This is a genomic window from Saccharopolyspora sp. NFXS83, assembly GCF_026241095.1.
In the GTDB taxonomy this organism is placed as follows: domain Bacteria; phylum Actinomycetota; class Actinomycetes; order Mycobacteriales; family Pseudonocardiaceae; genus Saccharopolyspora_C.
This window is the reverse complement of record NZ_JAPFGB010000007.1, coordinates 189,614-211,668: the sequence shown is the minus strand read 5'-3', so window position 1 is coordinate 211,668 and position 22,055 is coordinate 189,614. Positions and strand designations below refer to the sequence as shown.

The window sequence follows — 22,055 nt, the reverse complement described above, 5'->3', positions numbered from 1 at the left end:
TCGCTACTCGTGGCAGCTGGACATGCCGCGCCAGAGCAGGTCGATGAGCCGTTCCGTCTGGGCGCGCCAGGGGCCGCGCTGGTCGAGGAAGAGCAGGCCGCCGAGGCCGCGCAGCACCGTCTCCGGGTCGAGGTCCGCGCGCACCGCGCCGACCTCGGCGTTGGCCGCGAGCAGGGTCGCGAGCGAGCCGACCATCGCTTCGTGCGCGGTCTTGGGCAGTTCGCCGCGCGCGGCGGTCGCGGCGCTGAGCGCGTTCGCGAGGCCGCGCTTGGTCATCATGTAGTGCGCCAGGTGATCGGTGGTCCACACCCGGAACGCCTCTTCGGGGCGGTAGGACTCCAGCAGGCTGGGCACCACCTCGACCAGGTGCCGCACCTCCCGCTCGTAGACGGCGAGGATGAGGTCCTGCGGAGCGGGGAAGTGCCGGTAGACGGTGCCGACGCCGACTCCGGCCCGCTTCGCGATGGCGTTGTACGACACTTCGCCCGTGCTCGACAGGGACTCCGCCGCCGCCGCGACGATGAGCTCGTGGTTGCGCCGCGTGTCCGCGCGCCGGTGGTTCACCGCGCCCGTCCCCATCGCTCCTCCTTCGTCCGCTCTGCTGTCGAGAGCCTCCTGAACTGCATGAATCGACCGGAACAGCGTCGTTTGCCGAGCGGATACTAATCCGCTAGCCTCGATGAGGACAGCGGATTTTTATCCGGTTCCCGGCGCGGCGTCGTGCTCGACGTGGCCATCACCCCCACCACATCATGCCGCCCTGCTCCGGTGCGGAGTTCCCAGCGGAGAAGAGTTCCATTGCACATCTCATTAGAAGTCAACGGCAGCGCTGAGCAGCTCGACGCCGAACCCGGTGTGACGCTGCTGGACGCGCTGCGGGAGCGGCTCGACATCACCGGGCCGAAGAAGGGCTGCGACCGAGGCCAGTGCGGTGCGTGCACCGTGCACGTCGGCGGCCGGCCCGTGCTCTCCTGCCTCACCCTCGCGGCCACCGTGAAGGAACCGGTGACCACTGTAGAGGGTCTGGCGGAGGGTGAGGAGCTGACGCCGCTGCAGCAGGCGTTCGTCGACCAGGACGCCATGCAGTGCGGTTTCTGCACCTCCGGGCAGATCATGTCGGCCAGTGCCGCGATCGAGCAGGACGTCAGCGACGTCCGCGAATTCATGTCCGGCAACCTGTGCCGCTGCTCGGCCTACCCGAACATCATCGCCGCGATCGACCAAGCGAGGCGCACCGATGCGACCCTTTGAGCTCACCACCGGAATGCGGAACGCGGCGGCCTCCGTCGAAGCGGCCACCGGGGAACCGGCGACCTACCTGGCAGGCGGCACGACGCTGGTCGACCTGATGAAGCTCAACGTGCTCACCCCGCAGCGGGTGCTGGACATCAACGAGCTGCCGCTGCGCGGCCTCGACTCCGAGGACGGGCTGCGGATCGGCGCCTTGGAGCGGATGAGCGACATCGCCGCGCACCCGGACGTCTACCCGATGATCTCGCGGGCCCTGCTGCTGAGCGCCTCCCAGCAGCTGCGCAACATGGCCAGCATCGGCGGGAACCTGCTGCAGCGGACCCGCTGCAGCTACTTCCGCGACGTCGCGATGCCCTGCAACAAGCGCGAACCCGGCAGCGGCTGTCCGGCGCTGGAGAGGGCGGGCCGGATGCACGCGGTGCTCGGCACCAGCGACTCCTGCGCGGCCACCCACGCCAGCGACGTCGCGGTCGCGTTCACCGCGCTCGACGCCGAGGTGCGGCTGCTGGGTGCCGACGGCTCCCGGACCGTGCCGCTGGCCGAGTTCTACCGGCTGCCGGGCGACACCCCCGAGGTCGAGAACGATCTGCGGCCGGGTGAGCTGATCACCGAGGTGGTGGTCCCGCGCCTGGACTGGGCGGCGAACTCCACCTACGTGAAGGTGCGGGACCGGCAGTCCTACGAGTTCGCGCTGAGCTCGGCCGCCGTCGCACTGGACGTGCGCGACGACCGCATCGCCGACGCCAGGGTGGCGGTCGGCGGGGTGGCCACCGTCCCGTGGCGGCTGCGCGCCGTCGAAGAGGCGTTGCGCGGCCTGCCCGCGACGGAGGAGTCGTTCGAGCGCGCCGCCGACGTGGCCGCCGACGGTGCCCGGACGCGGGGCGCGAACGGCTTCAAGCCGGCCCTGCTGAAGCGGACCGTGATCCGCGCGCTGCTCGAACTGACCGAGGGGAGCCGCTGATGCCCAGCCGACTCGACGGGCCGGTGAAGGCCACCGGCCGCGCCAAGTACGGGGTGGACCACAACTTCCCCGACATGGCCTACGGATATCTCGTGCTCAGCACCATCGCGCACGGTGAGATCGCGTCGATGGACCTCTCCGCGGTCCGCGCCGCCCCCGGCGTGCTCGGGGTGTACTCGCCGTTCGACCCGCTGGAGCTGGCCACGCCCACGCTCCCGGCGTTCGGCGACACGTGGGTTCCGCTGCAGGACAAGGAAGTCGCCTACTACGGGCAGCCGATCGGCTTCGTGGTCGCCGAGACCTTCGAGCAGGCCCGCGACGCCGCGATGCTGGTCGAGGTCACCTACCACGAGCGGGCCGCGCTGACCTCGCTGGAGGAGGGCCTCGCGACCGCCGAGGACGCACCCGCCTCCGACCACGGCGGCGGCCCCTCGCTGGACATCCTCGCCGACGGCGTCGAGTCCATCGAGGACGCGCTGGCGGCCAGTCCGGTGGTGGTCGCGGAGACCTATTCGACCTCGCCGCAGAACCACGCCCCGATGGAACCGCACTCCGCCGTCGCGCGGTGGGGTTCCGGCGGACTGACCATCCACAGTGGAAGTCAGGGTTCGGACATGCAGGCCGCCGAGTTGTCGATGGCCCTGCGGCTGGACCCGTCCCAGGTGCACGCGGTGAACCCGTTTGTCGGGGGCGCGTTCGGAGGCAAGGGGCGCACCTCCGCGCCCGCGTTCCTGGCCGCCGCGGCGGCCAAGGAACTCGGCAGGCCGGTGAAGGCGTCGCTGACCCGCGAGCAGGTGTTCACCGCGACCGCGGGCCGCGCGGCCACGGTGCAGGAGGTCTCGCTCGGCGCCGAGCCGGACGGCACGCTCACCGCGGTGCGCCACGACTCGTGGTGCAGCACGGGCGCGGACCGCTCCTTCGTGGAGCCGACCTCCCACGGCACCTCGCGCGAGTGGTACGCCACGCCGAACCTGTCGCTGCGCCAGAAGATGGTGCCGCTGAACCTGCCGCCGACCACGTTCATGCGCGCTCCCGGCGAGGCACCCGGCTCCTTCGCGCTGGAGAGCGCGATCGACGAGCTCGCGGTGAAGCTGGGGATGGACCCGATCGAGCTGCGGCTGCGGAACAATTCGGTCGCCCCGCCCGGAAAAGACCTCCAGTGGTCGAGCAAGTACCTCGACGACTGCTTCCGGATCGGCGCGCAGCGCTTCGGCTGGGACCAGCGCACCCCGACCGGGCGCACCGACGGGGACTGGCTGGTCGGGGTCGGCACGGCCACCGCGATGTTCCCGGCGCTGCGCTTCCCGGCTTCGGTGCGGGTGACGCTCGGCGCGGACGGCCGTGCCGAGGTCGCCACCAGCGGCGCGGACCCGGGCACCGGCCTGCTGACCGTGCTCTCGCTGGTGGGCGCCGAAACGCTGGACATCGCGCCGGAGCAGGTGACGCCGCGGCTGGGCGACTCGTCGCTGCCGCCGGGCGGCATGTCCGGTGGCTCCACGGCCACCGCCAGCGCGGGCTCGGCCGTGATGGTCGCCGCCTCCGCGGTCCTCGACTCCCTGCTGGAACTGGCCGCCGAGCCGGGCGCGCCGTTCGAGGGAGCCGAGGTCACCTACGCCGACGGGCAGTTGTTCGCCGACGGCCGGAGCATGCCGTTCGACGAACTGCTGCGCGCGGTGGGCCGGGATTCGTTGTCCGCCACCGGATCCTCGGCGCCGGGGGAGGAGTTGACGAAGCACTCGTTCAGCTCGTTCGGGGCCCAGTTCTGCGAGGTCCGGGTGCACCGCTGGACCCGGGAGGCGCGGGTGTCGCGGCTGCTCGGGGTGTTCGACGCGGGCCGCATCATCAACGAGAAGGCCGCCCGCAGCCAGCTCAGCGGCGGCATGATCTGGGGCGTGTCGGCGGCGCTGCACGAGGGGATGGAGGTCGAGCCGAACGGCCGCATCGCCAACGGCGACTTCGCCGGGTACCTGCTGCCGGTGCACGCGGACATCCCCGACGTCGACGTGCACTTCGTCGAGCACCCCGACACCCTGCACAACCCGGTCGGAGCGCGCGGCGTCGGCGAGATCGGCGCGGTCGGCATGGCCGCCGCGGTGGCCAACGCGATCCACAACGCCACCGGGATCCGCGTCCGGCACATCCCGATCACCATCGAGGACCTGCTCGGAGACTGATCACCGCATCCGGGGAGGCGCCTGGCGGAACGGCCAGGCGCCTCCTTCGTCCGTGCTCTGCTCCGAGTCGTCCGAGTCCGTGCGGAACCCGTTCGCGGAGCGCGTCGATCGGACCTGGCAGGCGGTCGTCAGGCTCGATCGTCCCGGTGAAAGGCGTCGCGCAACCGGAATTTCCCGCCTGCTCCGAACGGCCGGGATGCGGCCGTGGCGGCGCGCTGGCTGCGTCGTCGAGCGGGACATCGGTCAGCTCGGCGGGTTCGCCCTGGCCCGGTCGCGGGCGCTGCGGACGACGGCGGTGCTGTTACGGGAGCTTCAGGCCGCCGTCTTCGGTGAGGGGCCAGTAGGGGTTGTAGGCGACCTCCCAGGGATGGCCTTCCGGGTCGAGGAAGATCGCGCTGTAGCCGCCCCAGGAGGTCTCCGCCGGTTCGCGGCCGATGGTGGCTCCGGCGCGACGGGCCTCGTCGATCGTGGCGTCCACCTCCTCGCGGGAGCCGAGGTTGAGGGCCACGGTGACTCCACCCCAGCCGGGCGCGTCCTCGACGGCACTGTCCTCGGCGAGCCGGGCGCGATCCCACAACGCGAGGACCACGTCCCCGGCTTGGAAGAAGACGATGTCGTCGCTCGGCGCGGCCGAGGGGCGCCACCCGAGCGCACTGTAAAAGCGCCGCGCACGCTCCAGGTCCCCCACGCCGAGCGTGATCATGCTGACTCGTTGCCGCATGTGATCAGTGTCGTCCCTGCCGGTCACCGGCCCCCACCGGGGTGCTCTCGCGGTGATCCGCGCTCAGCGGCCGATCGGCCCGGCGTGCACGAGTCACCTCAACGGCGAAGCCGTCAACCCGTGCGCCATCCCGATGTCCGACCTCGATCCCGCCGACGAGTCACCACCATCGACGGGCCACCGGCCACGGCGGACGCGGAGCTGCACCCGGTGCAGCGGGCACGGCTCGATGACCACGTGGTCCGGTGCGGCCAGTGCCGGCCGGGCCGGATCACGGTGGCCTTGGCCTTGGTCCGCCGAGTCGCGGCGGACGGCCGGGACCTCACCGACGCCGCAGCAGCAACGGCGTGATCGGACGACCGTACGCAGCATGCGCGGACAAGGGCGGGCTGGTGATGGGCGGCCTCGTCGCCGCCTGCGACGAACACGTGCGAGCGCTCGACGTGCGGTGACGGCGAAGACCGAGGCGCCGACGGCGTGCGAGGCTTGTCGGCTGGGGGCCGTGTTCTCCTCCGGCTCGGTCAGTGCGCCTGGTCGCGAACGCCGTGGAGTTGAGCGGCGGCGGCGAGGACGAGGTGGTGCCACGGGTCGTGCGGGTCGCGGCCGGTGAGATCGCGGACGCGGCGCAGGCGGTAGCGCAGGGTCTGCGGGTGCAGGTGCAGCCGGTTCGCCGCGTCGGTGACCGTGTCGGCGGCGAGGAACGCGGTGAGGCCGTCGAGCAGGTGCCGTTGGGACGGTGCGGCGATCGGGCCGAGAACGGTGCGGTCCAAGGCTGCGGGGTCGGCGTCGGGGCGGGCCGCGAGCACCGCCAGGAACCGGGCGTCGCCCTCGTCGAGCAGGGCGCGGTCGCGGAAGGAGTGGGCGGGGGCGGTGTCGAGGGCGTGCCGGGCCAGGCGGTGGATCGCGGCGACGGCGGTGATCGGGTGGCCGACGACGAGACAACCCCGCCAGCCGCGCTCCCGGCACGCCCTGTCCAGCTCCGGTCCGGGCCGGACGTTCAGGAGCAGCACCGCGCGCGGTCCGTGCAGGGTGAGCAGTGGCCGCGCTCCGGCGTCCGGGAACAGGTCGTGGGCGGCGGATTCTCCGATGGCGGTGGCGGAATCGGCCGGTTCGACGATGAGCAGCGACGGTTCCGGGGCGAGTTCGACGCCGAGTTCGCGGCTGCGGTCGGCGAGCGCCCCGGCGGAGGACTGCCTGCCGACGATCAGGTCGTCCAGCAGATCGCGACGGGCGCGGTCGAGGTCCTCGCTGAGGCGGTCGCGCGCGGCTTCGTACCCGGCCATGAGGGATTCGGACAGGTCGTCCAAGGCGGTGAGCAGCACCGTGGTGAGGTCGGCGACGTCGTCGACGTCGAGCCGGCCACGACCGATCTCGCGCAGGTGGTCGGTCGCGGCGACCGCCGCCACCCGGTAGGCGCGCAGCACGGCGGTGAGCGGGCGGCCGTCCTCGGCGCGCGCGGCGCCGATCCGGCGGAACCGGCTCCGGTCGGCGTCGTCGAGGACGCCGCCGCCCTCCGCCCACGCCCGCAGGAGCCGGATGAGCACCCACGACGTGATCGCTTCGACGTCGCGTAGCTGGTCACCGCGCATGTCCCGGTACGCGGGCACGGCGGTGCGGACCGCGTCGAGGGTCGAGTCGGTCAGATCGGACAGCCGGGCCCGAACCTGATCGACCACCCGGACCCGCTCAGACCTGCTCATGGACGCCTCCTGTTCATCACCGGGTGACAAACCTACTTCGTCTTCCGGACGAACGAGCTGGTCACCGGTCACCGGCCCGAAGCAGGCTGGGGCTCGCGCAGCGGTGAACGACGAACGGGCGGTGGTTGTGGTGGGCGCGGATGTGATCGTGGTCGGAGGGGGCCTGGCGGGGCTGGTCGCGGCGCACGAGCTGACCGCCCGTGGGCGGAAGGTGGCGCTGGTCGATCAGGAGAACGCGGCCAATCTGGGCGGCCAGGCCTACTGGTCGTTCGGCGGTCTGTTCCTGGTGAACTCGCCTGAACAGCGGCGTCTCGGGGTGAAGGACTCCTTCGAGCTGGCGTGGAACGACTGGCAGGGCAGTGCTCGGTTCGACCGCCTGGAGGACGAGGACTCGTGGGCCGTGCGCTGGGCTCGTGCTTATGTGGACTTCGCCGCGGGGGAGAAGCGGTCCTGGCTGGACGCGCAGGGGATCAAGTTCACCCCGATGGTCGGGTGGGCCGAACGCGGCGATTTGCGCGCTGATGGGCATGGCAACTCCGTCCCGCGTTTCCACGTGGCCTGGGGGACGGGCACGGGCGTGGTGGAGCCGTTCGTGCGCAGCGCCCTGCGGGCGGCCGACGAAGGACTGCTGACCTTCCACCACCGCCACCAAGTGGACGAGCTCGTCATCCAGGACGGCGCGGCCACGGGAGTGCGCGGAACCGTGCTGGCGGAGGACTCCTCGCCGCGCGGGGTGGCGTCCAACCGGGAGGCGGCCGGTTCCTTCGAGCTGACCGCGCAGGCCGTCGTCCTCGCCAGTGGCGGGATCGGCGCCAACCACGACCTGGTGCGCGCGCACTGGCCGCAGCGGCTGGGCACCGCCCCGAAGAACATGATCACGGGGGTTCCCGCGCACGTGGACGGGCGGCTGCTGGAGATCAGCGACGCCGCCGGGGTGCGGTTGGTCAACCGCGACCGGATGTGGCACTACACCGAAGGGATCCAGAACTGGAATCCCGTGTGGCCCGGTCACGGCATCCGGATCCTGCCGGGGCCGTCCTCGATGTGGTTCGACGCGCTCGGCCGCCGCCTGCCGGACCCGTGCCTGCCCGGTTACGACACGCTCAGCACCCTCAAGCACCTGCGCACCACCGAGGACATCGCGGGGTACGACCATTCCTGGTTCATCCTCACCGAGAAGATCATCGAGAAGGAGTTCGCGCTGTCGGGCTCCGAGCAGAACCCCGACCTCACCAGCGGCGACCGCAAAGCGGTCCTGCGCGAGCGCATCCTGTCCAAAGGAGCTGCCGGGCCGGTGGAGGCGTTTAAGAACCGCGGTGCGGACTTCGTCGTCGCCACCAACCTGGACGAGCTGGTGGCGAAGATGAACGGCCTGACCGACCAGCCCCTGCTGGAGGCCGAACAGTTGCGCGGCCAGATCGAGGCCCGTGATCTGCAGGTCGCGAACCCCTACAGCAAGGACTCCCAGGTGCAGGGCATCCGCAACTCGCGCCGCTTCCTCGGTGACCGGCTCAGCCGCACCGTCGCACCGCACCGCATCCTGGACCCCGCCGCCGGACCGCTGATCGCCGTCAAACTGCACATCCTGACCCGCAAGACCCTCGGCGGCATCCAGACCGACCTCGACTCCCGCGCCCTCGACACCCGCGGACGCCCCATCGACGGCCTCTACGCGGCCGGAGAAGCCGCCGGATTCGGCGGCGGCGGTGTCCACGGCTACAACGCGCTCGAAGGCACCTTCCTCGGCGGCTGCCTGTTCACCGGCCGCCAAGCCGGCCGCGCCGCAGCCCAGGCGGTCGCCTGACCGTCCGCCGTCCCCGGCCCCATCAAGTACGGAGAAAGGCAGAATCCTCCCGTGTACCAGGCGCTTCCGCGCATCGCGGTGTTCGGAGCAGGCAGCATCGGTGGCTACCTGGGCGGACGGCTCGCGCCGGTCGCCGACGTCACGCTGATCGGGCGAGCCAAGGCCATGGCCGTCGTGCAGGACGACGGAGTGTCCGTGTCCGGCGGCACCCTGCCGCCCCGGTACGTCCCCGCGTCCGCGCTGCGGACCGCCACCGGGCCGGACGCCGCCGCCGGGGCGGACATCGTGCTGATCACCGTCAAGTCCGCGGACACGGCCACCGCCGCCCGCGACCTCGCCCCGCACCTCGGCGAGCGGACCGTGGTGTGCAGCCTCCAGAACGGGCTGCACAACGCGGACCTGCTGCGCGCCGAGCTGCCCGAGCACACCGTGCTGGCCGGAATGGTGCCCTACAACGTCGTGCAGACCCGGCCCGGACACTTCCACCAAGGAAGCGAGGGCGCGCTGATGCTGGACGACACCCCGGCGGCCCGGCCCCTCATCGCCGTGCTGACCGAGGCGGGCCTGGCCGTGCAGCCGCACACCGACATGCGCGGCGTGCAGCACGGGAAACTGCTGATGAACCTCAACAACGCCCTCAACGCCCTGTCCGGGCTCCCGCTGCGCACCCAGCTCGAACAGCGCGCCTTCCGCGCCTGCCTCGCGCTGTGCCAACGCGAAGCCCTCGCCGCCTTCCGCGCGGAGGGCGTGGAACCGGCCCGGCTCACCCCGATCCCGCCCGCCCTCATCCCCCGGCTGCTGCGGTTCCCCGACGGCGTGTTCCGCCGCGTCGCCCGCCGCATCCTGGCCGTCGACCCGCACGCCCGCTCCTCCACGTGGGAGGACCTGCAACGCGGGCGGGTCACCGAGATCGACGTGCTGCAGGGCGAAGTCGTGACCATGTCCGCCCGCCACTCGCTGCCCGCACCGGCCTCGGCCCGAGTCGTGGAACTGGTCAAACGAGCGGAGAGGACACCACCGGACCGGCGCGGCACCTGGACCGGGCCGGAACTCCTGGCGGACCTCCGCGAGGCCGCTGCCACGCCTGCCGGAACCGCAGGAACAGGATCAGAACCAGGTCGGCGCGTTGCACTTCGCGCACAACACCGCGCAGCGGAAGACCACCTCCACCGGCGTGGCCGACGTGCCGAGAGCAGGGCCGCGCCGGACCCGGCTCAGGCTGAGCCTCACCGCTGCGGTCGCGCTGGGTTTCGTCGGCGGGCTGGCGGTGGAACCGGCGGTGGGCCTGTGGTATGAGCACCACCCGGTGCCTGCGGGCGGTTCCTGCTCGGAGAACGCCACCCTGCTCGACCACTCCGATCAGCTCGACGAGAGTCAGGTGAACGGCGAACGAGTGACCGGGTTGTCGGCGTTCGCCCTCACCGGCCGGTCGAAGGGGTACGCCCTCGCGGACAACGAACCCGGCCGCGTCTTCCTCCTGGAACTGGGCGATCCCGAAGCTCTGGACCTCTCCGCGGACACCGCGCTGACGTTGCGCGACCCCAACGGCAGGCCCTACGGAGGAGTGATCGACGGTGAAGGCCTGGTCGTCGAGCCTCGCACCGGCACGATCCTGCTGAGTTCCGAGAAAGGCCCGTCGATCCGCCGTTTCCAGCTCAGCGACGGGCGCGAGGCCGGTAGTCCCCTGCCCATACCGGAGCAGCTGCGAACCGAGCCCCTCGGTGGCGCGCAGCAGGGCCGCACCATCGAGTCGCTGGCCGCGACTGCCGACGGCCGGAATCTCTACGCGGGGTGGGAGGCGCCGCTCAACGACGACGGCGACCAACGAGGGCGAAACCGCCTGCGAATTCAGCGCTACCAGGGTGAATCGGGCGGAACCTACATCCCGGACCGCCAGTACGCGTACGAAACCAGCGCCGGAACCTCGTTGGCCGAGCTCGCCGTTACCGGGGAAGATCGGCTGCTCGCCCTGGAAAGGCAGTACGTCGAAGGGCTGGGCAACACGGTGCGAATCTTCGACATCCGCCTGACCGACGACAAAGACATCACGGGTGGGCCCGCGCTGGCCGAAGTCCCGGCCGACGTGTTCGTGCGCAGCACGCTGCTGTTCAGCCTCGGCGACTGCCCGGCGGGCAGCCCGGGGCAGGTCGTCAGCAGGCACGAGCAGCCGAATCCATTGCTGGACAACGTCGAAGGCATGGCCGTGGGCCCCGAGGAGACCGCCGGGCCGCAGAAGGGGTCGCGGTTGCTGTACTTGATCAGCGACGACAACGAGAACAACGCCCAGACGACCCGGTTCTACACCTTCCGCATCCGGCTTCCCGGCTAGGCCTGCGCGGCTCGTGCGGACGGCCCCGGCGATCGGGACCACCCCGGAACCTCGCCGGCTTCAACGGCCGGTGAGCCCGTCCCGCAGCGCGGCGTCGATCTCGGCGGTGGTGGGGGCCGTTGCGGGGCCGAAGCGGGTGACGGCGATCGCCGCCGCGACACCCGCTCGCCGGACGGCGGCGTGGAGGTCCTCCTCGGCGGCCAGCCGCGCGCACATCACGCCGGCGTGGGCGTCACCCGCGCCGTTGGTGTCCACGGCCTCGACCTCGGGGGCGGGGCAGCTCAGCACGTCCCCGCCGGGGCGGGCGATGAACGCGCCTCGCGCTCCGGCCCGCAGCACCACGGTGCGGCCGGTGGCCGTGGCGAGCGCCGTCGCCACGTCCGCGCCGTCGCCGCCACCGGCGTCCGATCCGAGGCGCCGCAACAGGATCAGCGCTTCCCGCTCGTTCGTGGTCCACACGTCGGCGTGGTCCAGCAGGACGCGCACCGCGTCGAGGTCGACGTCACCGATCACGGGGGCGGGGTCCACGACGACGGACGCCGGGACCGTCGGCAGCCACTCCAGCAGTGCCGCGCGGTTGGCGTCGTGCACGAGGGAGTAGCCCGACACGTAGACCACGTCGCCCTCGCCCGGCCCGGTGTCGCGCAGGCGAGCCACGTCCACCGCGCCTTCGGCTCCGGCGGTGGAGACGAACGTCCGCTCGGCGTCGTCGTCGACGAGGGCGACGCTGAACCCGGTGTCGGCGCCGGGGTCGGCCGGGCCGGTGAGCTCCACGTCCTCGGCCGCGAGCGCCGCGCGCACCACGTCCCCGAACGGGCCGGTCCCGTGGCCTCCCGCGTACACCACGCGAGCACCGTCGCGCGCGGCGGCGAGCATGACGTTCACGCCGCCCCCGGCGAGGAATTCGTGCCCGGAGGCGAACACGTCACCACCGGCAGCGGGGACCGCGGGCACGCGCAGGACGAGGTCGACGACGGCCTGCCCGGTGTGGATGACGCGACCGGGACTCATTCGTCGTCACCTGCCGCGGACCGGAGGCCGAAGGCCGCGTAGAGCGCTCCGCCGACGACGGCCGCCGCGATCCACGCCATGCCGTTGACGCCGATCCACGTGTCGTGCAGCGGCCCCGTGTACCACGGAACGTCGCCGGGGGAGACTTGCATGAACAGGGCCGCGACGGCGATGGCGGCCAGCCACGGGCCGAGGGCGGACCAGCGCACTCCGCCGGTGTAGTAGTAGGCGCCCCGGCTGGTGAGGTCGAGCAGGCCGTCGGGGTCGTAGTCGCGGCGCCGGATCATGTCGACCAGGAAGATCCCGACCCAGGCCGAGATCGGCACGGCCAGCAGCGAGATGAACGTGGTGAACGGCCCGTAGAACCCGTCGGCGACGAGGAGGAACAGCAGCGACGCGACCGTCGTGACCACCACGTCGACGATCACCGCGTACACCCGCTTGACGCGCAGCCCGAGGGTGAGGGTGGTCAGGCCCGCCGAGTACACCGACAGGTGGTTCGACAGCAGCAGGCCGATGAACGAGATCACCAGGTAGCCGACGGCGACTCCGGTCGGCAGGGTGTCGCGAATGGCGTCCAGGGGGTTCGCGGACGTGGCAATGGTCGCGTCGGACGCGCCGAGCACCGACCCCATGCTGATCATGATCACCAGCGGGATGCCCGCACCTGCCGACGCGGACATCACCAGTGGCAGCGCGCGCACGGTCGGGGCCTGGTAGCGGGCCATGTCCGCGCCGGAGTTCGCCCAGCCGATGCCGGTGCCCGCGACGATGGTGCCGATCCCGGTCAGCACCGCGGCGAGGCCACCGCTCGGCGCCCGGCCCACCTCCGCCCAGTCGATGTTGACGACCAGGAACGCCAGGATCAGCAGGTTCACCGCGCCGAAGATCCAGGTGGACCACTTCTGCACGAGCAGGATCACGGCGTGGCCCATCCCGGACACGGCGACGGTGAAGCCGACGAACAGCGCCACACCCGCGACGGCGACCAGCGGCGCGGACTTCGCGTCGCCTCCGGTGCCCGCGAGCAGCGACGCGCTCGTGACGATCGCGAGGGCGGCCGTCGAGGTGTTCACGGTCTCCCAGCCGAGCCTCGACACGAGCGCGACCGCGGTCGGCCCCGCGTTGCCCCGGGTGCCGAACACGGCGCGGGAGAGGGTGAGGCTCGGCGCCCCGCCGCGACGACCGGCGATGGAGATCAGGCCGACGACGGCGAACGAGCCGAACGAGCCGATGATCGCGACGACGACCGCCTGCCACGCGGACAGGCCGAGGGCGATGAGGCTGACGCCGAGCGGCATGCCGACCACGGAGATGTTCGCGGCGAACCACACCCAGAACAGCTGCAGCGGGTTCCCGCGGCGTTCGGAGACGGGAACGGGTTCGATGCCGCGCTGCTCCACCGCGCCGAGCGCGCCGGCCTGCGGGGCTTCCACCGGACTCGCCGCCGGGGATCCGGTCGGGGTCTCGGACACGGGGTCACCTCATCTTCGTTGACGATCGCCGCACGGCGAGGAGCCGCCGCGCGAGTGGTGCCGGATCCAGGCCGTTGACGTCGAGCACCCGGTTCACGGCCTCCTCCGGGAAGGCGCGGATTCCGTGCACTGCGCCGAGAACCGCCCCGGCCATGGCGGCGACGGTGTCGGTGTCGCCGCCGAGGGACGCCGCGGTGCACAGCGCGTCGAACGGGGACTCGGCGCCGCGCTCGACGAGCAGCAGCGCGGCCACGACGGACTCCTGGGACTGCACCGAGGTGCCGACCACGGCGTGCAGGAACGACTCGAAGTCCTCGGCGCCGAGCCGGTGCGCGTGCGGGCTGAAGGCGTCCAGCCGCGCCGGGATGGAGGCTCCCGCCACCCAGTGCCCGCGCGCTTCACCGTCCCGCGCCGCGGCGGAGGCGGCCTTGACGGCTCCCGCGGTGTCCGCCCCGTCGACGCCCGCCGAGACGGCGGCGGCGATGGCGCAGGCGGCGGAGATCCCCAGGCCGGTGTTGTGCGTGACGCGGCTGGCCTCGACGACCGCGTCGATCAGGCGACCGTCCCTGGCGTGGGCGACCCCGACCGGGGCGATGCGCATCGCGGCGCCGTTCGTGGTCCCGTAGCGGCCGGTCTCCTCGATGGAGGCCCCCGCTTGGAGCTTCGCCAGGGCGGCCTTGGTGGACGGGCCGAGCAGGTCCAGCGAGCCGCGCTCGATCATGACCTGCTCCCAGGCGATGAGCTCCGCGGCGAAGGCGTGCGGGTCGATGCTCCCGGCGCCGTCTGCGACCAGGCGCGCGACGATCATCGCTTGGTCGGTGTCGTCGGTGACGGAGGCGGCGGGCATGCCGGGGGCGATCGGCTGATCGGCGGCGCCGTCGGCGAAGTCCTCGATCCGGCCGTAGCGCTCGCGGACCATCTCTCGCGGCATGGACTGGGTCGGCATGCCGAGGGCGTCGCCGATGGCGAGCCCCACCAGGGCGCCGTACGCGCGGTCGAATGCGGGATCCGGAGCGGCCGTCATCGTTCGTCCCCGAAGTTCGACGCGAGCGTGAAGTGGCGCGGGTCGAGCAGCGACACGACGTGCTCGGCGAACCGGCCGTCGTCGGTGAACGAGGTGCGGGCGGTGCGCAGGAAAGCGGTTCCCGCGTCGTGGCGCAGGATCTCGGCCTCCCGCTCGTCCAGCGGGTGCACGTCCGCGCTCTGCGTGCCACGCGTCGACAGGTATCCGGCCTGCACGAGGGTCTGCGAGATCGAGCCCTGGATCAGCCCGGTCTCCGGCAGTTCCGCGAGGCGTCCCTCCGCGGGGACGGTGGAGCATTCGAAGGAGATCGGCTCGACGCTGTCCTTCCCGGAGCGCAGCAGCCGGACGCGGCGGATCGCGATGCCCTGCTCCAGCCGGACGTCCGCGGGCAGCAGCGGCACCTCGGAGCGCTGCACGCGCTCGATGCCGAGGACGGCGACGGCGACCGTGCTGCCGGTGCCGGCGAGGGATTGGGCCCAGCCGCGTTCCTGGCTCAGCTGGTGCCCGTCGAAGATGACGAACGAGCCGCGCCCGGTCTCCGTGACGATGAGGCGTTGGTGCTGGAGCTCGCTGAGCGCCTGCCGGACGGTGCCCCGGGACACGTCGAACTCCTCGGCCAGCCGCAGCTCACCGTCCAGCTTGTCACCGGGCCGGTAGTGGCCGTCGCGGATGCGCCGCGTCAGGGTGTCGACGATCTGCTGCCGCTTCCCCGGAGACACCTGTCTATACATGTTGGTACATGTACACCAGCATCGCCGTCGAGGGCAAGGGGCGGCGCGTCCTACGCCTCCACGTCGGCCGGAAGACCGGGCGGTCCATTCTAGGCCTGCCGGAGCTCCTGGTGGCCTCGACGACGAAGTCGCCGAGGCGAAACCCGGACGTGCAGGGAGCCCGTCGGCCTCGGCGGTGCTGGACGTCTCCGCCCGTTCTCGAAGCCCGGGGGCGGGCCTCCGGATGGCCACCAGGCGGTCGCGCCCCTGGAACCGCGGGGGGCGTTCTAGCGTGGGAGGGAGCGAGGAAGGGAGAAGCGCGATGCGGATCGGTGAGCTGGCGGAGCGGACGCGGGTCCCGGCTCGGATGCTGCGGTACTACGAGGAGCAGGGCCTGATCGCGCCGCGGCGCCTGGACAACGGATATCGGGTCTACGACGAGTACCTCGTGGACCGGGTGCGGAAGATCCGCGGGCTGCTCGACTCGGGAATCCCGACGCGGATCATCGGTGACATCCTGCCCTGCCTGAACCGGTCGCAGGACATCGTCGTCGCCGATCCTGACCCGGAGCTGCGCGAGATCCTGGAACGGCAGCGGGATCGGATGGCGGAGAAGATCGAGTTCCTCGCGCACAACCGCGACGCGATCTCGCGCTACATCGACGCGTTGGGGCGCGCTGAGCGAGACGTCCCGGATCCCTCGGCGGAGCACCCCGATTCGTAGCCGGAGCGAGGGAGAGCCTGGTCACTCCGCTTTGACCTTCACATATATGTGAAGGTTGGAGGCTGGCTCCATGCTCAGCGATTCGCAGACCCTCCCGCACCCGGCATCATCCATCAGCGACGTGATCAGGACCCGCCGGTCACCGCGGGAGTTCTTGCCCGACCCCGTGCCGGTCGAGGTGATCCGCGGCGTGCTCGAAGACGCGCAGAGCGCTCCTTCGCACAGCAACACCCAGCCCTGGCTGGTGCACGTCGCTTCTGGTGCGACGCGCGACGAACTGAGCGCCGAGCTGCTCGCGGCGCACGACGAGGAGAGGCGCACGCCCGATTTCACGGACACCTATGGCGACGGCGTCCACCTGGCGCGCTCGCAGCACCACGGCGCGGCGCTGTACGGAGTCCTGGGCATCGCGCGGTCCGACCACGAACGCCGGAACGAGGTCGTGCGCGACAACTTGAGGTTCTACGGCGCACCGCACGTCGCGTTCCTGTTCGTGCCGCGCCTCGGCGACGGAGTGCGTGCGGCGAGCGACGTCGGGATGTACGCGCAGAACTTCCTGCTGTCGCTGCACGGGCGAGGTTTCCAGGGCATTCCCCAGGCCGTGCACGGCCTGTACGCCGACACCGCGCGCGAGGTGCTGGGCGTGCCGGACGAGCTCAAGCTGCTCTTCGGGATCGCGTTCGGCACCGCTGCGCCCGAGTCGCCGGTGCGCAGCCTCGAGATCGGCCGGGTTCCGCTGGAGGAGAGCGTGGTCCTGCACGACACACCCGTCTGGTGATGCCGCGCCCAAGTGGTCGCCGCGGGCGTGGGCGCACGTTCGTCGGATCGATCCGTGCGGGATCGAGGCGCTAGCAGAACCGGATCGAGCCGAGGTTCGACCGCGGGCGTCTTGACTCGATCGACCGCGAACCTCGGATCACCGGCGGGGAAGAACGAAGTCCGCCTGCACGACCCGCGGCTCCGACGCGGGTGAATTCCGCGGCGCGTCGCGAAGGTCAGCAGCCCAGCCGGGCGGCCAGCTCGGAGGCGGAGGTGGCGGCGAGGTCGCAGGTGGTGTCGGCCGCGCGGTCCGCCTCGCGGTGCGGGCCCTTCTCCGCGGGGCGTTCCAGGAACGCGGTGCGCAGCCCGGCCGCGCGTGCCCCGTCGAGGTCCCAGCCGTGCGCGGCGACCAGCAGCACTTCGCCCGGCGCGACGTCCAGCAGCCGCGCGGTGGTCAGGTACGGAGCCGGGGCGGGCTTGTAGCTGCGCGCGAGTTCGGCGGACACGATCGCGTCGAAGGGCAAGCCCGCGGCTTTGACCAGGTCGACCAGCAGCCCGAAGCCGCCGTTCGACAGCGCCACCACGGTGTACCGGCGCCGCAACCTGGTCAGCAGCTCGTCGCTGTCCGGCCAGGCGGGCAGCCGGTGCCACGCGCGCACCAGCCGGGCTCGGTCGGATTCGCCCACGGCGTCGGCGACCTCGTGCTCGGCGAGCAGGGCGTCGAGCGACTCGCGGTGCAACGCGTCGAGGTAGGCCCACTCGCGTTCGCCGTTGTTGACCCGCGCCATCGACGGCAGGTAGCGCTCGCGCCAGGAATCGGCGAACGCCGTCGGATCGAGTTCGACCCCGCGGTGCGCGAAGACCTCGCCGACCTCGGTGGTGATCCCGGTGTGCCAGTCCACTGCGGTGCCGAAGACGTCGAACGCCACCACGCGCACCTCGTCGAGCATGTTCTCGCCCCTTCCGCCCGGACCTCCCGCGCCCGGCGAGGCGCCGAGCGCTCGGGGCGTCAGCGCCCCCGTCACGAGGGTGGGCGCTTTTCGGCGAACGCGCGAGGGCCTGCCGCGCGTCCTCGGACGCGTGCACCGCCCGGCGGTTCGGGAGTTCGCCGCCGCGCAGCAGGCGCTGACCGGTTTCGACGCCGTGCGCGACGCCCCCGGTCCCGGCGCTCGACGTCCGGCGGCGATCGTGAGCACCTGGGGCCCGCGCGACCGCAGTCCCGCATCCCGCTTCGTCGAACCGGGTGCCTTGGTGCGCCGAGCGGCCGACGAGATCAGCGCCACCGCTGGAGAACACGCGAGGGTCAGCCGGTCGCCTCGTCCAGCGCCGTGTCGAAGATGCTCAAGCCGCGGTCGATCTCGTCGTCGGTGGCCGTCAGGGGAGGGGCGATCCGGAAGGTGCCGCCCATGCCGGGCAGCTGGACGATGTTCATGTGCAGGCCCAGTTCGGCGCAGCGGCGGGTGACGGCGGTGCCGAGCTCGTCGGCGTTCCCGCCAGCCGGAGTGTCCACCAGTTCCATGCCGACCAGCAGTCCTCGGCCGCGAACGTCGCCGATCGCGGGATGCCTCCCGGCGAGCTCCAGCAGCCCGTCGCGCAACCGGGTGCCGAGCTCCCCGGAGCGCAGGTCGAGGCGGTCGCGGGTGAGCACGTCGAGCACGGTGTTGCCCACGGCGGCCGGGAGCGGGTCGTTGACGTGCGTGGTGAAGAACAGGAAGCCCCGGTCGTGCGCCTCCTGCTCGATCTCGGCGCTGGTCAGCACGGCGGCGAGCGGCAATCCGGCGCCGAGGGTCTTGGACAGCGTGAGGATGTCCGGCACGACGCCGTCGCGCTCGAAGGCGTACCAGTCGCCGGTGCGGCACAACCCGGTCTGCGCCTCGTCGATGATCAGCAGCATCCCGCGCTCGTGGCACTTGTCCCGCAGCGCCGCGAGGTAGCCCGGCGGCAGGTCGACGACCCCGCCGGAGCTCAGGATCGGCTCGACCAGGCAGGCCGCGAGCCCGCCGACGGATTGCGCGTCGATCAGGTCGAATCCGAGGTTCAGCTGCCTGCGCCAGTCCAGGTTCCCGTCCGCGTCGACGATGTCCGGGCGGAACCGGTCCGGCACGGGCAGCGCGAAGTTGCCGGGGGCGGCGGGGCCGTACCCGCCGCGGCCGGCGACGTAGGTGGCGCCGGCGGCGGCCTGCGTCATGCCGTGCCACGAGCGCGCGAACGACACGACCTCGTGGCCACCGGTGACGAGCTTCGCCATCCGCAGCGCCGCCTCGTTCGCCTCCGCGCCCGTGGTCAGCAGCATGGTCTTCTCCAACGGCGCGGGCACCGAGTCCGCCAGTCGCCGGGCGAGCTCGATGACCGGCCGCGACAGCATGCCGCTGTAGAGGTGGTCGAGCCGCCCGGCCTGCTCGTGGACCGTCGCGACGATCTCCGGGTGGGAGTGCCCGAGGATCGCGCTCATCTGCCCGGAGGTGAAGTCGAGCAGTTCGCGGCCGTCCTCGGTGAACACCGAGCTGCCCGCGGCGCGGTCGATGATGGCCGGGCTGAAGTCGCCACGGCCCGAGTAGCGGATCAGGTGGGCGGCGCTGTTGTGCGGCATGACGGCAACGCTACGAACCCGAGTCCATGCGCGTCCATCACACGATGTCGACGTTTCTGTTCGACGTTGCCGCACAATGGGTGGGGTGTTGAACCCGTGGCGCCTGCGCCTGCTCGGCCTGCTCGACAACCTGGGGACGGTCCGCGCGGTGGCCGACACGCTGCACTTGAGCCCGTCGACGGTCTCCCAACAGCTGGCCGTGCTCGAAGGCGAGACTCGAACCCGGCTGCTGGAGCGCTCCGGGCGCCGCGTGCGGCTCACCCGCAGCGGCATCGCGCTGGCCCGGCGCGGACGGGAGATCCTGGACCGGATGGCCGAGGCGGAAGCCGAGCTGCGCGCCCTGAACAACGAACCGATCGGCACCGTCCGGCTCGGGGTGTTCCAGAGCGCGATCCCCACCCTCGCCGTACCGGCCGCGGCCCACTTGGCGCACTCGCACCCGCACCTTCACGTGGAGCTGATCGAGTCCGAGCCGCACGAGAGCGGCGCGGCGCTGCGCACCGGGGCGGCCGACGTGATCGTCACGACCACCGACTACGTCGAGTTCCCCTGGGGCAAAGACCTCGACATGATCCCGCTGGGCACCGACCCGGTGGTCCTCGTCCTGCCCGCGGAGCACCCGCTCGCCAGGCGCCGGGTCGTGGACCTCGCCGCCTGCGCGGAGGAGACCTGGGCCTGCGACCGGCCCGGTACCTACATGTCGGAGCTGACGCTGCGCCTGTGCCACGAGTCCGGTTTCGAACCTCGGGTCGCCTGCCGGTTCAGCAACATCCTGCTGCTGCTCCAGCACGTCGAAGCAGGCCGGTCGCTCGCGCTGCTGCCCGGTCTCGCGGTGGCACCCGGACATGCGGTGGTCACCCGCGAACTCACCACGCCGGTGCACCGCAACGTCACCATCGTGGTGCGCCGGGGCACGACGTCGCGGGCCGGGGTGAACGCCGTCGTCGAAGCACTGCTCGCCCACGCCGACATCCCCGCCTTGTCCGCACCGTCCGCTCAGGACGCAAAGCGCCCGTCCGGCGAGGACGTGGAATGAGACGGCCGAAACGGCGCGCGTTCCCCGCCGGTCGGCCCGTCACCGCCGCGCGTGAGGCGCGTCGCCCCGGGCCGGGACCGGCGACTCGCGCACCCGGCCTCTCGGGGCGAACACCAGGAACCGGTGGAACGAGCGCGCGAACCAGCGGCCGTGGGTCACGGCGACGACCGCGCCCTCGAACCCGCCAACCCGGCTTCGAGCGCTACGGCGGAGAGCAGGTCGAGGTCGTCCGGCCGCCCACCCGCGCACGGCAACGACGGTCCCTGGCCGCTCTCCACGCGCCTTCCGGTGACCCGTGGGCAGCAGTGGAGCTGCCCGCTCAGGTCCAGCGCTCCATGAAGTCGATCGTCGCGGGGTTCACGGTGCCGGGGTCCGAGGCGCTCAGGAAGTGCCGCCCGCCTGGGACGGCCTCCAGGCGAGCTTCGGGGGCTCCCGCGAACATCCGGATCTCCTCCTCGGCGTTGGGCACGGAGTACACCGGGTCCGCGGTGCCGTGCAGCCACAGGACCGGGCAGCGGACGTCGTCGAGCCTGCCGTGGAGCCCGTCGCGGTCCCGCAGGTTCACCGTGCTGGTGCGCAGGCGGCGGCGTCCGGTGTCACCGGCGTAGTTCGCGCGGTACGTGGCGAGCCAGAACTCGCGTTCCGCGGCCGACGTACCGCTCGGAGCAGTGGCGAGCACGTCGTCCACGAGCCGGTCCGGCACCACCCAGGTCTCGTCGACCGGTCCGGCGAACTCCTCGATGATCGGCGTGTTGAACCCGATCCCGTCCCAGCAGCCCGATTCGCGGCTGCGCGGGCTCTCGAAGTCCATCGACGTGCCGAGCAGGACGGGCCCGCGCGTCACCTCCGGGGCGAGCAACGCGGTGCGAGCAGCGATCCACCCGCCCTGCGAAGTCCCCAGCACGAACGACCCGGGAATGCCGAGCGCTTCGAGGACCTGCACGGTCGCGATGGCGCCGTCCCAGCAGGTGAAGTGCGGGTACGCGGCGCGCGTGCGGCCGTGCCCGTACGGCTCGACGGCGAGCAGGTTGGCGGTGGGTCGCAGTGCCGAGTCCGCGAACTGCGGGCGGAAGAGCTCGGCCGACGTGGTGTACGAGTTGATCAGGACCAGCGTCGGGCGGGCCGAGACGTGCGGTTCGGCGAAGGTGCCGGACAATGTCTCACCTCGTGTCTGATGCGGGGTCTTGTGCAGGGTTCTGCCAACGGTCGTGGCCCCGACCCCTCCGGTCGCCGGAGCGTCCTATTAGGACGTTCGGGTGCTCGGGCGGCCGTCCGCTCTCGCGCTCCGCGCGTCCGGTCGAAACCGATCCGGGAGTACGCAGTGGTCGACGAAGCAACGCGACAGCACCGAGAGCAGGCCTCGCGCGCGGGTGTGCCGCACGATGGCGATCGTCCTTCGGTTCCCCGGCGTGGGCCGGATCGCATCCTGGTTCCTGGACAGGCACATCGACGCCGAAATCAAGCGCATCGGGCTGCGGCCGGACTGCGAAGCGGCGCTCCGGCGGACCTCGCGCGGCGCGCTCAAGTTCTCCGAGCTCGCACGCCGTCCACCCCGACGACACCCTTCGCCACCGTCCGCGACGTCCTCACCCGCGCCGCGCCACCCGCGGAACGGGGCCGGGCGTGATTCCCGGCTCGGCGGAGACGGCGCCGAGCACCACGGAGGTCGCAGGGGAGACGCCGCCGGGATGCGGGTTCTTCCGCGCTGAACGGGAAAAGCGGGGATTTCCGGATCTCTGCGGCGTGTTGATCGCTGCGAGGATGAGGGTTCCGCCGCCGGTCCGCG

19 protein-coding genes are annotated in these 22,055 nt (G+C 72.0%); 9 read left to right on the top strand and 10 right to left on the bottom strand.

Annotated elements, in window-relative coordinates:
• Positions 1-3: 3 nt before the first annotated feature.
• Complete coding sequence (locus tag OOZ19_RS10485) at positions 4-579, bottom strand: TetR/AcrR family transcriptional regulator (RefSeq protein WP_266089866.1); 576 nt, start codon at positions 577-579, stop codon at positions 4-6.
• Between the two features lie 219 nt (positions 580-798).
• Between OOZ19_RS10485 and OOZ19_RS10480 the strand changes: the two genes are divergently transcribed.
• Genes OOZ19_RS10480 through OOZ19_RS10470 form a run of 3 tightly spaced genes read left to right on the top strand, consistent with a single transcriptional unit; the run spans position 799 to position 4,386 of the window.
• The gene (locus tag OOZ19_RS10480; RefSeq protein WP_266089865.1) at positions 799-1,251 is read left to right on the top strand and encodes a (2Fe-2S)-binding protein; all 453 of its coding nucleotides are present in this window, start codon (positions 799-801) and stop codon (positions 1,249-1,251) included.
• Positions 1,238-2,212, top strand: coding sequence for an FAD binding domain-containing protein (locus tag OOZ19_RS10475; RefSeq protein WP_266089864.1), 975 nt, complete (start codon positions 1,238-1,240; stop codon positions 2,210-2,212). Before OOZ19_RS10480 ends, OOZ19_RS10475 begins: the two co-directional genes overlap by 14 nt.
• Positions 2,212-4,386 carry a xanthine dehydrogenase family protein molybdopterin-binding subunit gene (locus tag OOZ19_RS10470; RefSeq protein ID WP_266089863.1) on the top strand — a complete coding sequence of 725 codons (2,175 nt, stop codon included), beginning with the start codon at positions 2,212-2,214 and terminating at the stop codon, positions 4,384-4,386. The genes OOZ19_RS10475 and OOZ19_RS10470 overlap by 1 nt, the downstream gene beginning before the upstream one ends.
• Positions 4,387-4,687: 301 nt before the next feature.
• On the opposite strand, the gene OOZ19_RS10465 is transcribed toward OOZ19_RS10470, so the two are convergent.
• Positions 4,688-5,107, bottom strand: a complete 420-nt coding sequence (locus OOZ19_RS10465; RefSeq protein WP_266089862.1) for a VOC family protein — start codon at positions 5,105-5,107, stop codon at positions 4,688-4,690.
• Between the two features lie 521 nt (positions 5,108-5,628).
• Positions 5,629-6,807 carry a PucR family transcriptional regulator gene (locus tag OOZ19_RS10460; protein ID WP_266089861.1) on the bottom strand — a complete coding sequence of 393 codons (1,179 nt, stop codon included), beginning with the start codon at positions 6,805-6,807 and terminating at the stop codon, positions 5,629-5,631.
• 130 nt (positions 6,808-6,937) lie between these two features.
• On the opposite strand from OOZ19_RS10460, the gene OOZ19_RS10455 reads away from it, so the two are divergent.
• The 3 genes from OOZ19_RS10455 to OOZ19_RS10445 are packed head-to-tail and all read left to right on the top strand — an operon-like array spanning position 6,938 to position 10,940.
• Positions 6,938-8,611: an FAD-binding dehydrogenase gene (locus OOZ19_RS10455; protein ID WP_266089860.1), complete on the top strand. Its 1,674-nt coding sequence runs from the start codon at positions 6,938-6,940 to the stop codon at positions 8,609-8,611.
• A 51-nt stretch (positions 8,612-8,662) separates the two neighbouring features.
• The gene (locus OOZ19_RS10450) at positions 8,663-9,907 is read left to right on the top strand and encodes a 2-dehydropantoate 2-reductase (protein ID WP_266089859.1); all 1,245 of its coding nucleotides are present in this window, start codon (positions 8,663-8,665) and stop codon (positions 9,905-9,907) included.
• Complete coding sequence (locus OOZ19_RS10445) at positions 9,891-10,940, top strand: esterase-like activity of phytase family protein (protein ID WP_266089858.1); 1,050 nt, start codon at positions 9,891-9,893, stop codon at positions 10,938-10,940. Before OOZ19_RS10450 ends, OOZ19_RS10445 begins: the two co-directional genes overlap by 17 nt.
• Positions 10,941-11,000: 60 nt before the next feature.
• On the opposite strand, the gene OOZ19_RS10440 is transcribed toward OOZ19_RS10445, so the two are convergent.
• The 4 genes from OOZ19_RS10440 to OOZ19_RS10425 are packed head-to-tail and all read right to left on the bottom strand — an operon-like array spanning position 11,001 to position 15,169.
• Positions 11,001-11,951 (bottom strand): PfkB family carbohydrate kinase, encoded by a 951-nt coding sequence (locus OOZ19_RS10440; protein WP_266089857.1) that lies wholly within the window; start codon positions 11,949-11,951, stop codon positions 11,001-11,003.
• Positions 11,948-13,426, bottom strand: a complete 1,479-nt coding sequence (locus OOZ19_RS10435; RefSeq protein ID WP_266089856.1) for a purine-cytosine permease family protein — start codon at positions 13,424-13,426, stop codon at positions 11,948-11,950. Before OOZ19_RS10435 ends, OOZ19_RS10440 begins: the two co-directional genes overlap by 4 nt.
• A gap of 4 nt (positions 13,427-13,430) precedes the next feature.
• Positions 13,431-14,450, bottom strand: coding sequence for an ADP-ribosylglycohydrolase family protein (locus OOZ19_RS10430; RefSeq protein ID WP_266089855.1), 1,020 nt, complete (start codon positions 14,448-14,450; stop codon positions 13,431-13,433).
• On the bottom strand, positions 14,447-15,169 hold the full coding sequence (locus OOZ19_RS10425; RefSeq protein WP_266089854.1) for a GntR family transcriptional regulator: 723 nt from the start codon (positions 15,167-15,169) through the stop codon (positions 14,447-14,449). The genes OOZ19_RS10430 and OOZ19_RS10425 overlap by 4 nt, the downstream gene beginning before the upstream one ends.
• A 313-nt stretch (positions 15,170-15,482) precedes the next feature.
• Here OOZ19_RS10425 and OOZ19_RS10420 point away from each other — a divergent pair, with 313 nt between their 5' ends.
• Both OOZ19_RS10420 and OOZ19_RS10415 read left to right on the top strand, forming a co-directional pair.
• Positions 15,483-15,884 (top strand): MerR family transcriptional regulator, encoded by a 402-nt coding sequence (locus tag OOZ19_RS10420; protein ID WP_266089853.1) that lies wholly within the window; start codon positions 15,483-15,485, stop codon positions 15,882-15,884.
• Positions 15,885-15,954: 70 nt separating this feature from the next.
• The gene (locus OOZ19_RS10415) at positions 15,955-16,662 is read left to right on the top strand and encodes a nitroreductase (protein WP_266089852.1); all 708 of its coding nucleotides are present in this window, start codon (positions 15,955-15,957) and stop codon (positions 16,660-16,662) included.
• Positions 16,663-16,879: 217 nt separating this feature from the next.
• Here OOZ19_RS10415 and OOZ19_RS10410 read toward each other — a convergent pair whose 3' ends face one another.
• Complete coding sequence (locus tag OOZ19_RS10410) at positions 16,880-17,593, bottom strand: haloacid dehalogenase type II (protein ID WP_266089851.1); 714 nt, start codon at positions 17,591-17,593, stop codon at positions 16,880-16,882.
• Between the two features lie 353 nt (positions 17,594-17,946).
• Positions 17,947-19,233, bottom strand: a complete 1,287-nt coding sequence (locus OOZ19_RS10405) for an aspartate aminotransferase family protein (RefSeq protein ID WP_266089850.1) — start codon at positions 19,231-19,233, stop codon at positions 17,947-17,949.
• Between the two features lie 85 nt (positions 19,234-19,318).
• Here OOZ19_RS10405 and OOZ19_RS10400 point away from each other — a divergent pair, with 85 nt between their 5' ends.
• Positions 19,319-20,269: a LysR family transcriptional regulator gene (locus OOZ19_RS10400; protein ID WP_266089955.1), complete on the top strand. Its 951-nt coding sequence runs from the start codon at positions 19,319-19,321 to the stop codon at positions 20,267-20,269.
• 319 nt (positions 20,270-20,588) lie between these two features.
• Here the strand turns inward: OOZ19_RS10400 and OOZ19_RS10390 are convergent, their stop codons facing one another.
• Positions 20,589-21,425, bottom strand: a complete 837-nt coding sequence (locus OOZ19_RS10390) for an alpha/beta fold hydrolase (RefSeq protein WP_266089849.1) — start codon at positions 21,423-21,425, stop codon at positions 20,589-20,591.
• Positions 21,426-22,055: the final 630 nt, after the last annotated feature.

Bases quoted from the DNA above. Each gene is read 5' to 3' on its own strand.
- OOZ19_RS10485 (WP_266089866.1), bottom strand. From the start codon at position 579: ATGGGGACGGGCGCGGTGAACCACCGGCGCGCGGACACGCGGCGCAAC.
- OOZ19_RS10475 (WP_266089864.1), top strand. From the start codon at position 1,238: ATGCGACCCTTTGAGCTCACCACCGGAATGCGGAACGCGGCGGCCTCC.
- OOZ19_RS10470 (WP_266089863.1), top strand. From the start codon at position 2,212: ATGCCCAGCCGACTCGACGGGCCGGTGAAGGCCACCGGCCGCGCCAAG.
- OOZ19_RS10465 (WP_266089862.1), bottom strand. From the start codon at position 5,107: ATGCGGCAACGAGTCAGCATGATCACGCTCGGCGTGGGGGACCTGGAG.
- OOZ19_RS10460 (WP_266089861.1), bottom strand. From the start codon at position 6,807: ATGAGCAGGTCTGAGCGGGTCCGGGTGGTCGATCAGGTTCGGGCCCGG.
- OOZ19_RS10440 (WP_266089857.1), bottom strand. From the start codon at position 11,951: ATGAGTCCCGGTCGCGTCATCCACACCGGGCAGGCCGTCGTCGACCTC.
- OOZ19_RS10430 (WP_266089855.1), bottom strand. From the start codon at position 14,450: ATGACGGCCGCTCCGGATCCCGCATTCGACCGCGCGTACGGCGCCCTG.
- OOZ19_RS10420 (WP_266089853.1), top strand. From the start codon at position 15,483: ATGCGGATCGGTGAGCTGGCGGAGCGGACGCGGGTCCCGGCTCGGATG.
- OOZ19_RS10415 (WP_266089852.1), top strand. From the start codon at position 15,955: ATGCTCAGCGATTCGCAGACCCTCCCGCACCCGGCATCATCCATCAGC.
- OOZ19_RS10410 (WP_266089851.1), bottom strand. From the start codon at position 17,593: ATGCTCGACGAGGTGCGCGTGGTGGCGTTCGACGTCTTCGGCACCGCA.
- OOZ19_RS10405 (WP_266089850.1), bottom strand. From the start codon at position 19,233: ATGCCGCACAACAGCGCCGCCCACCTGATCCGCTACTCGGGCCGTGGC.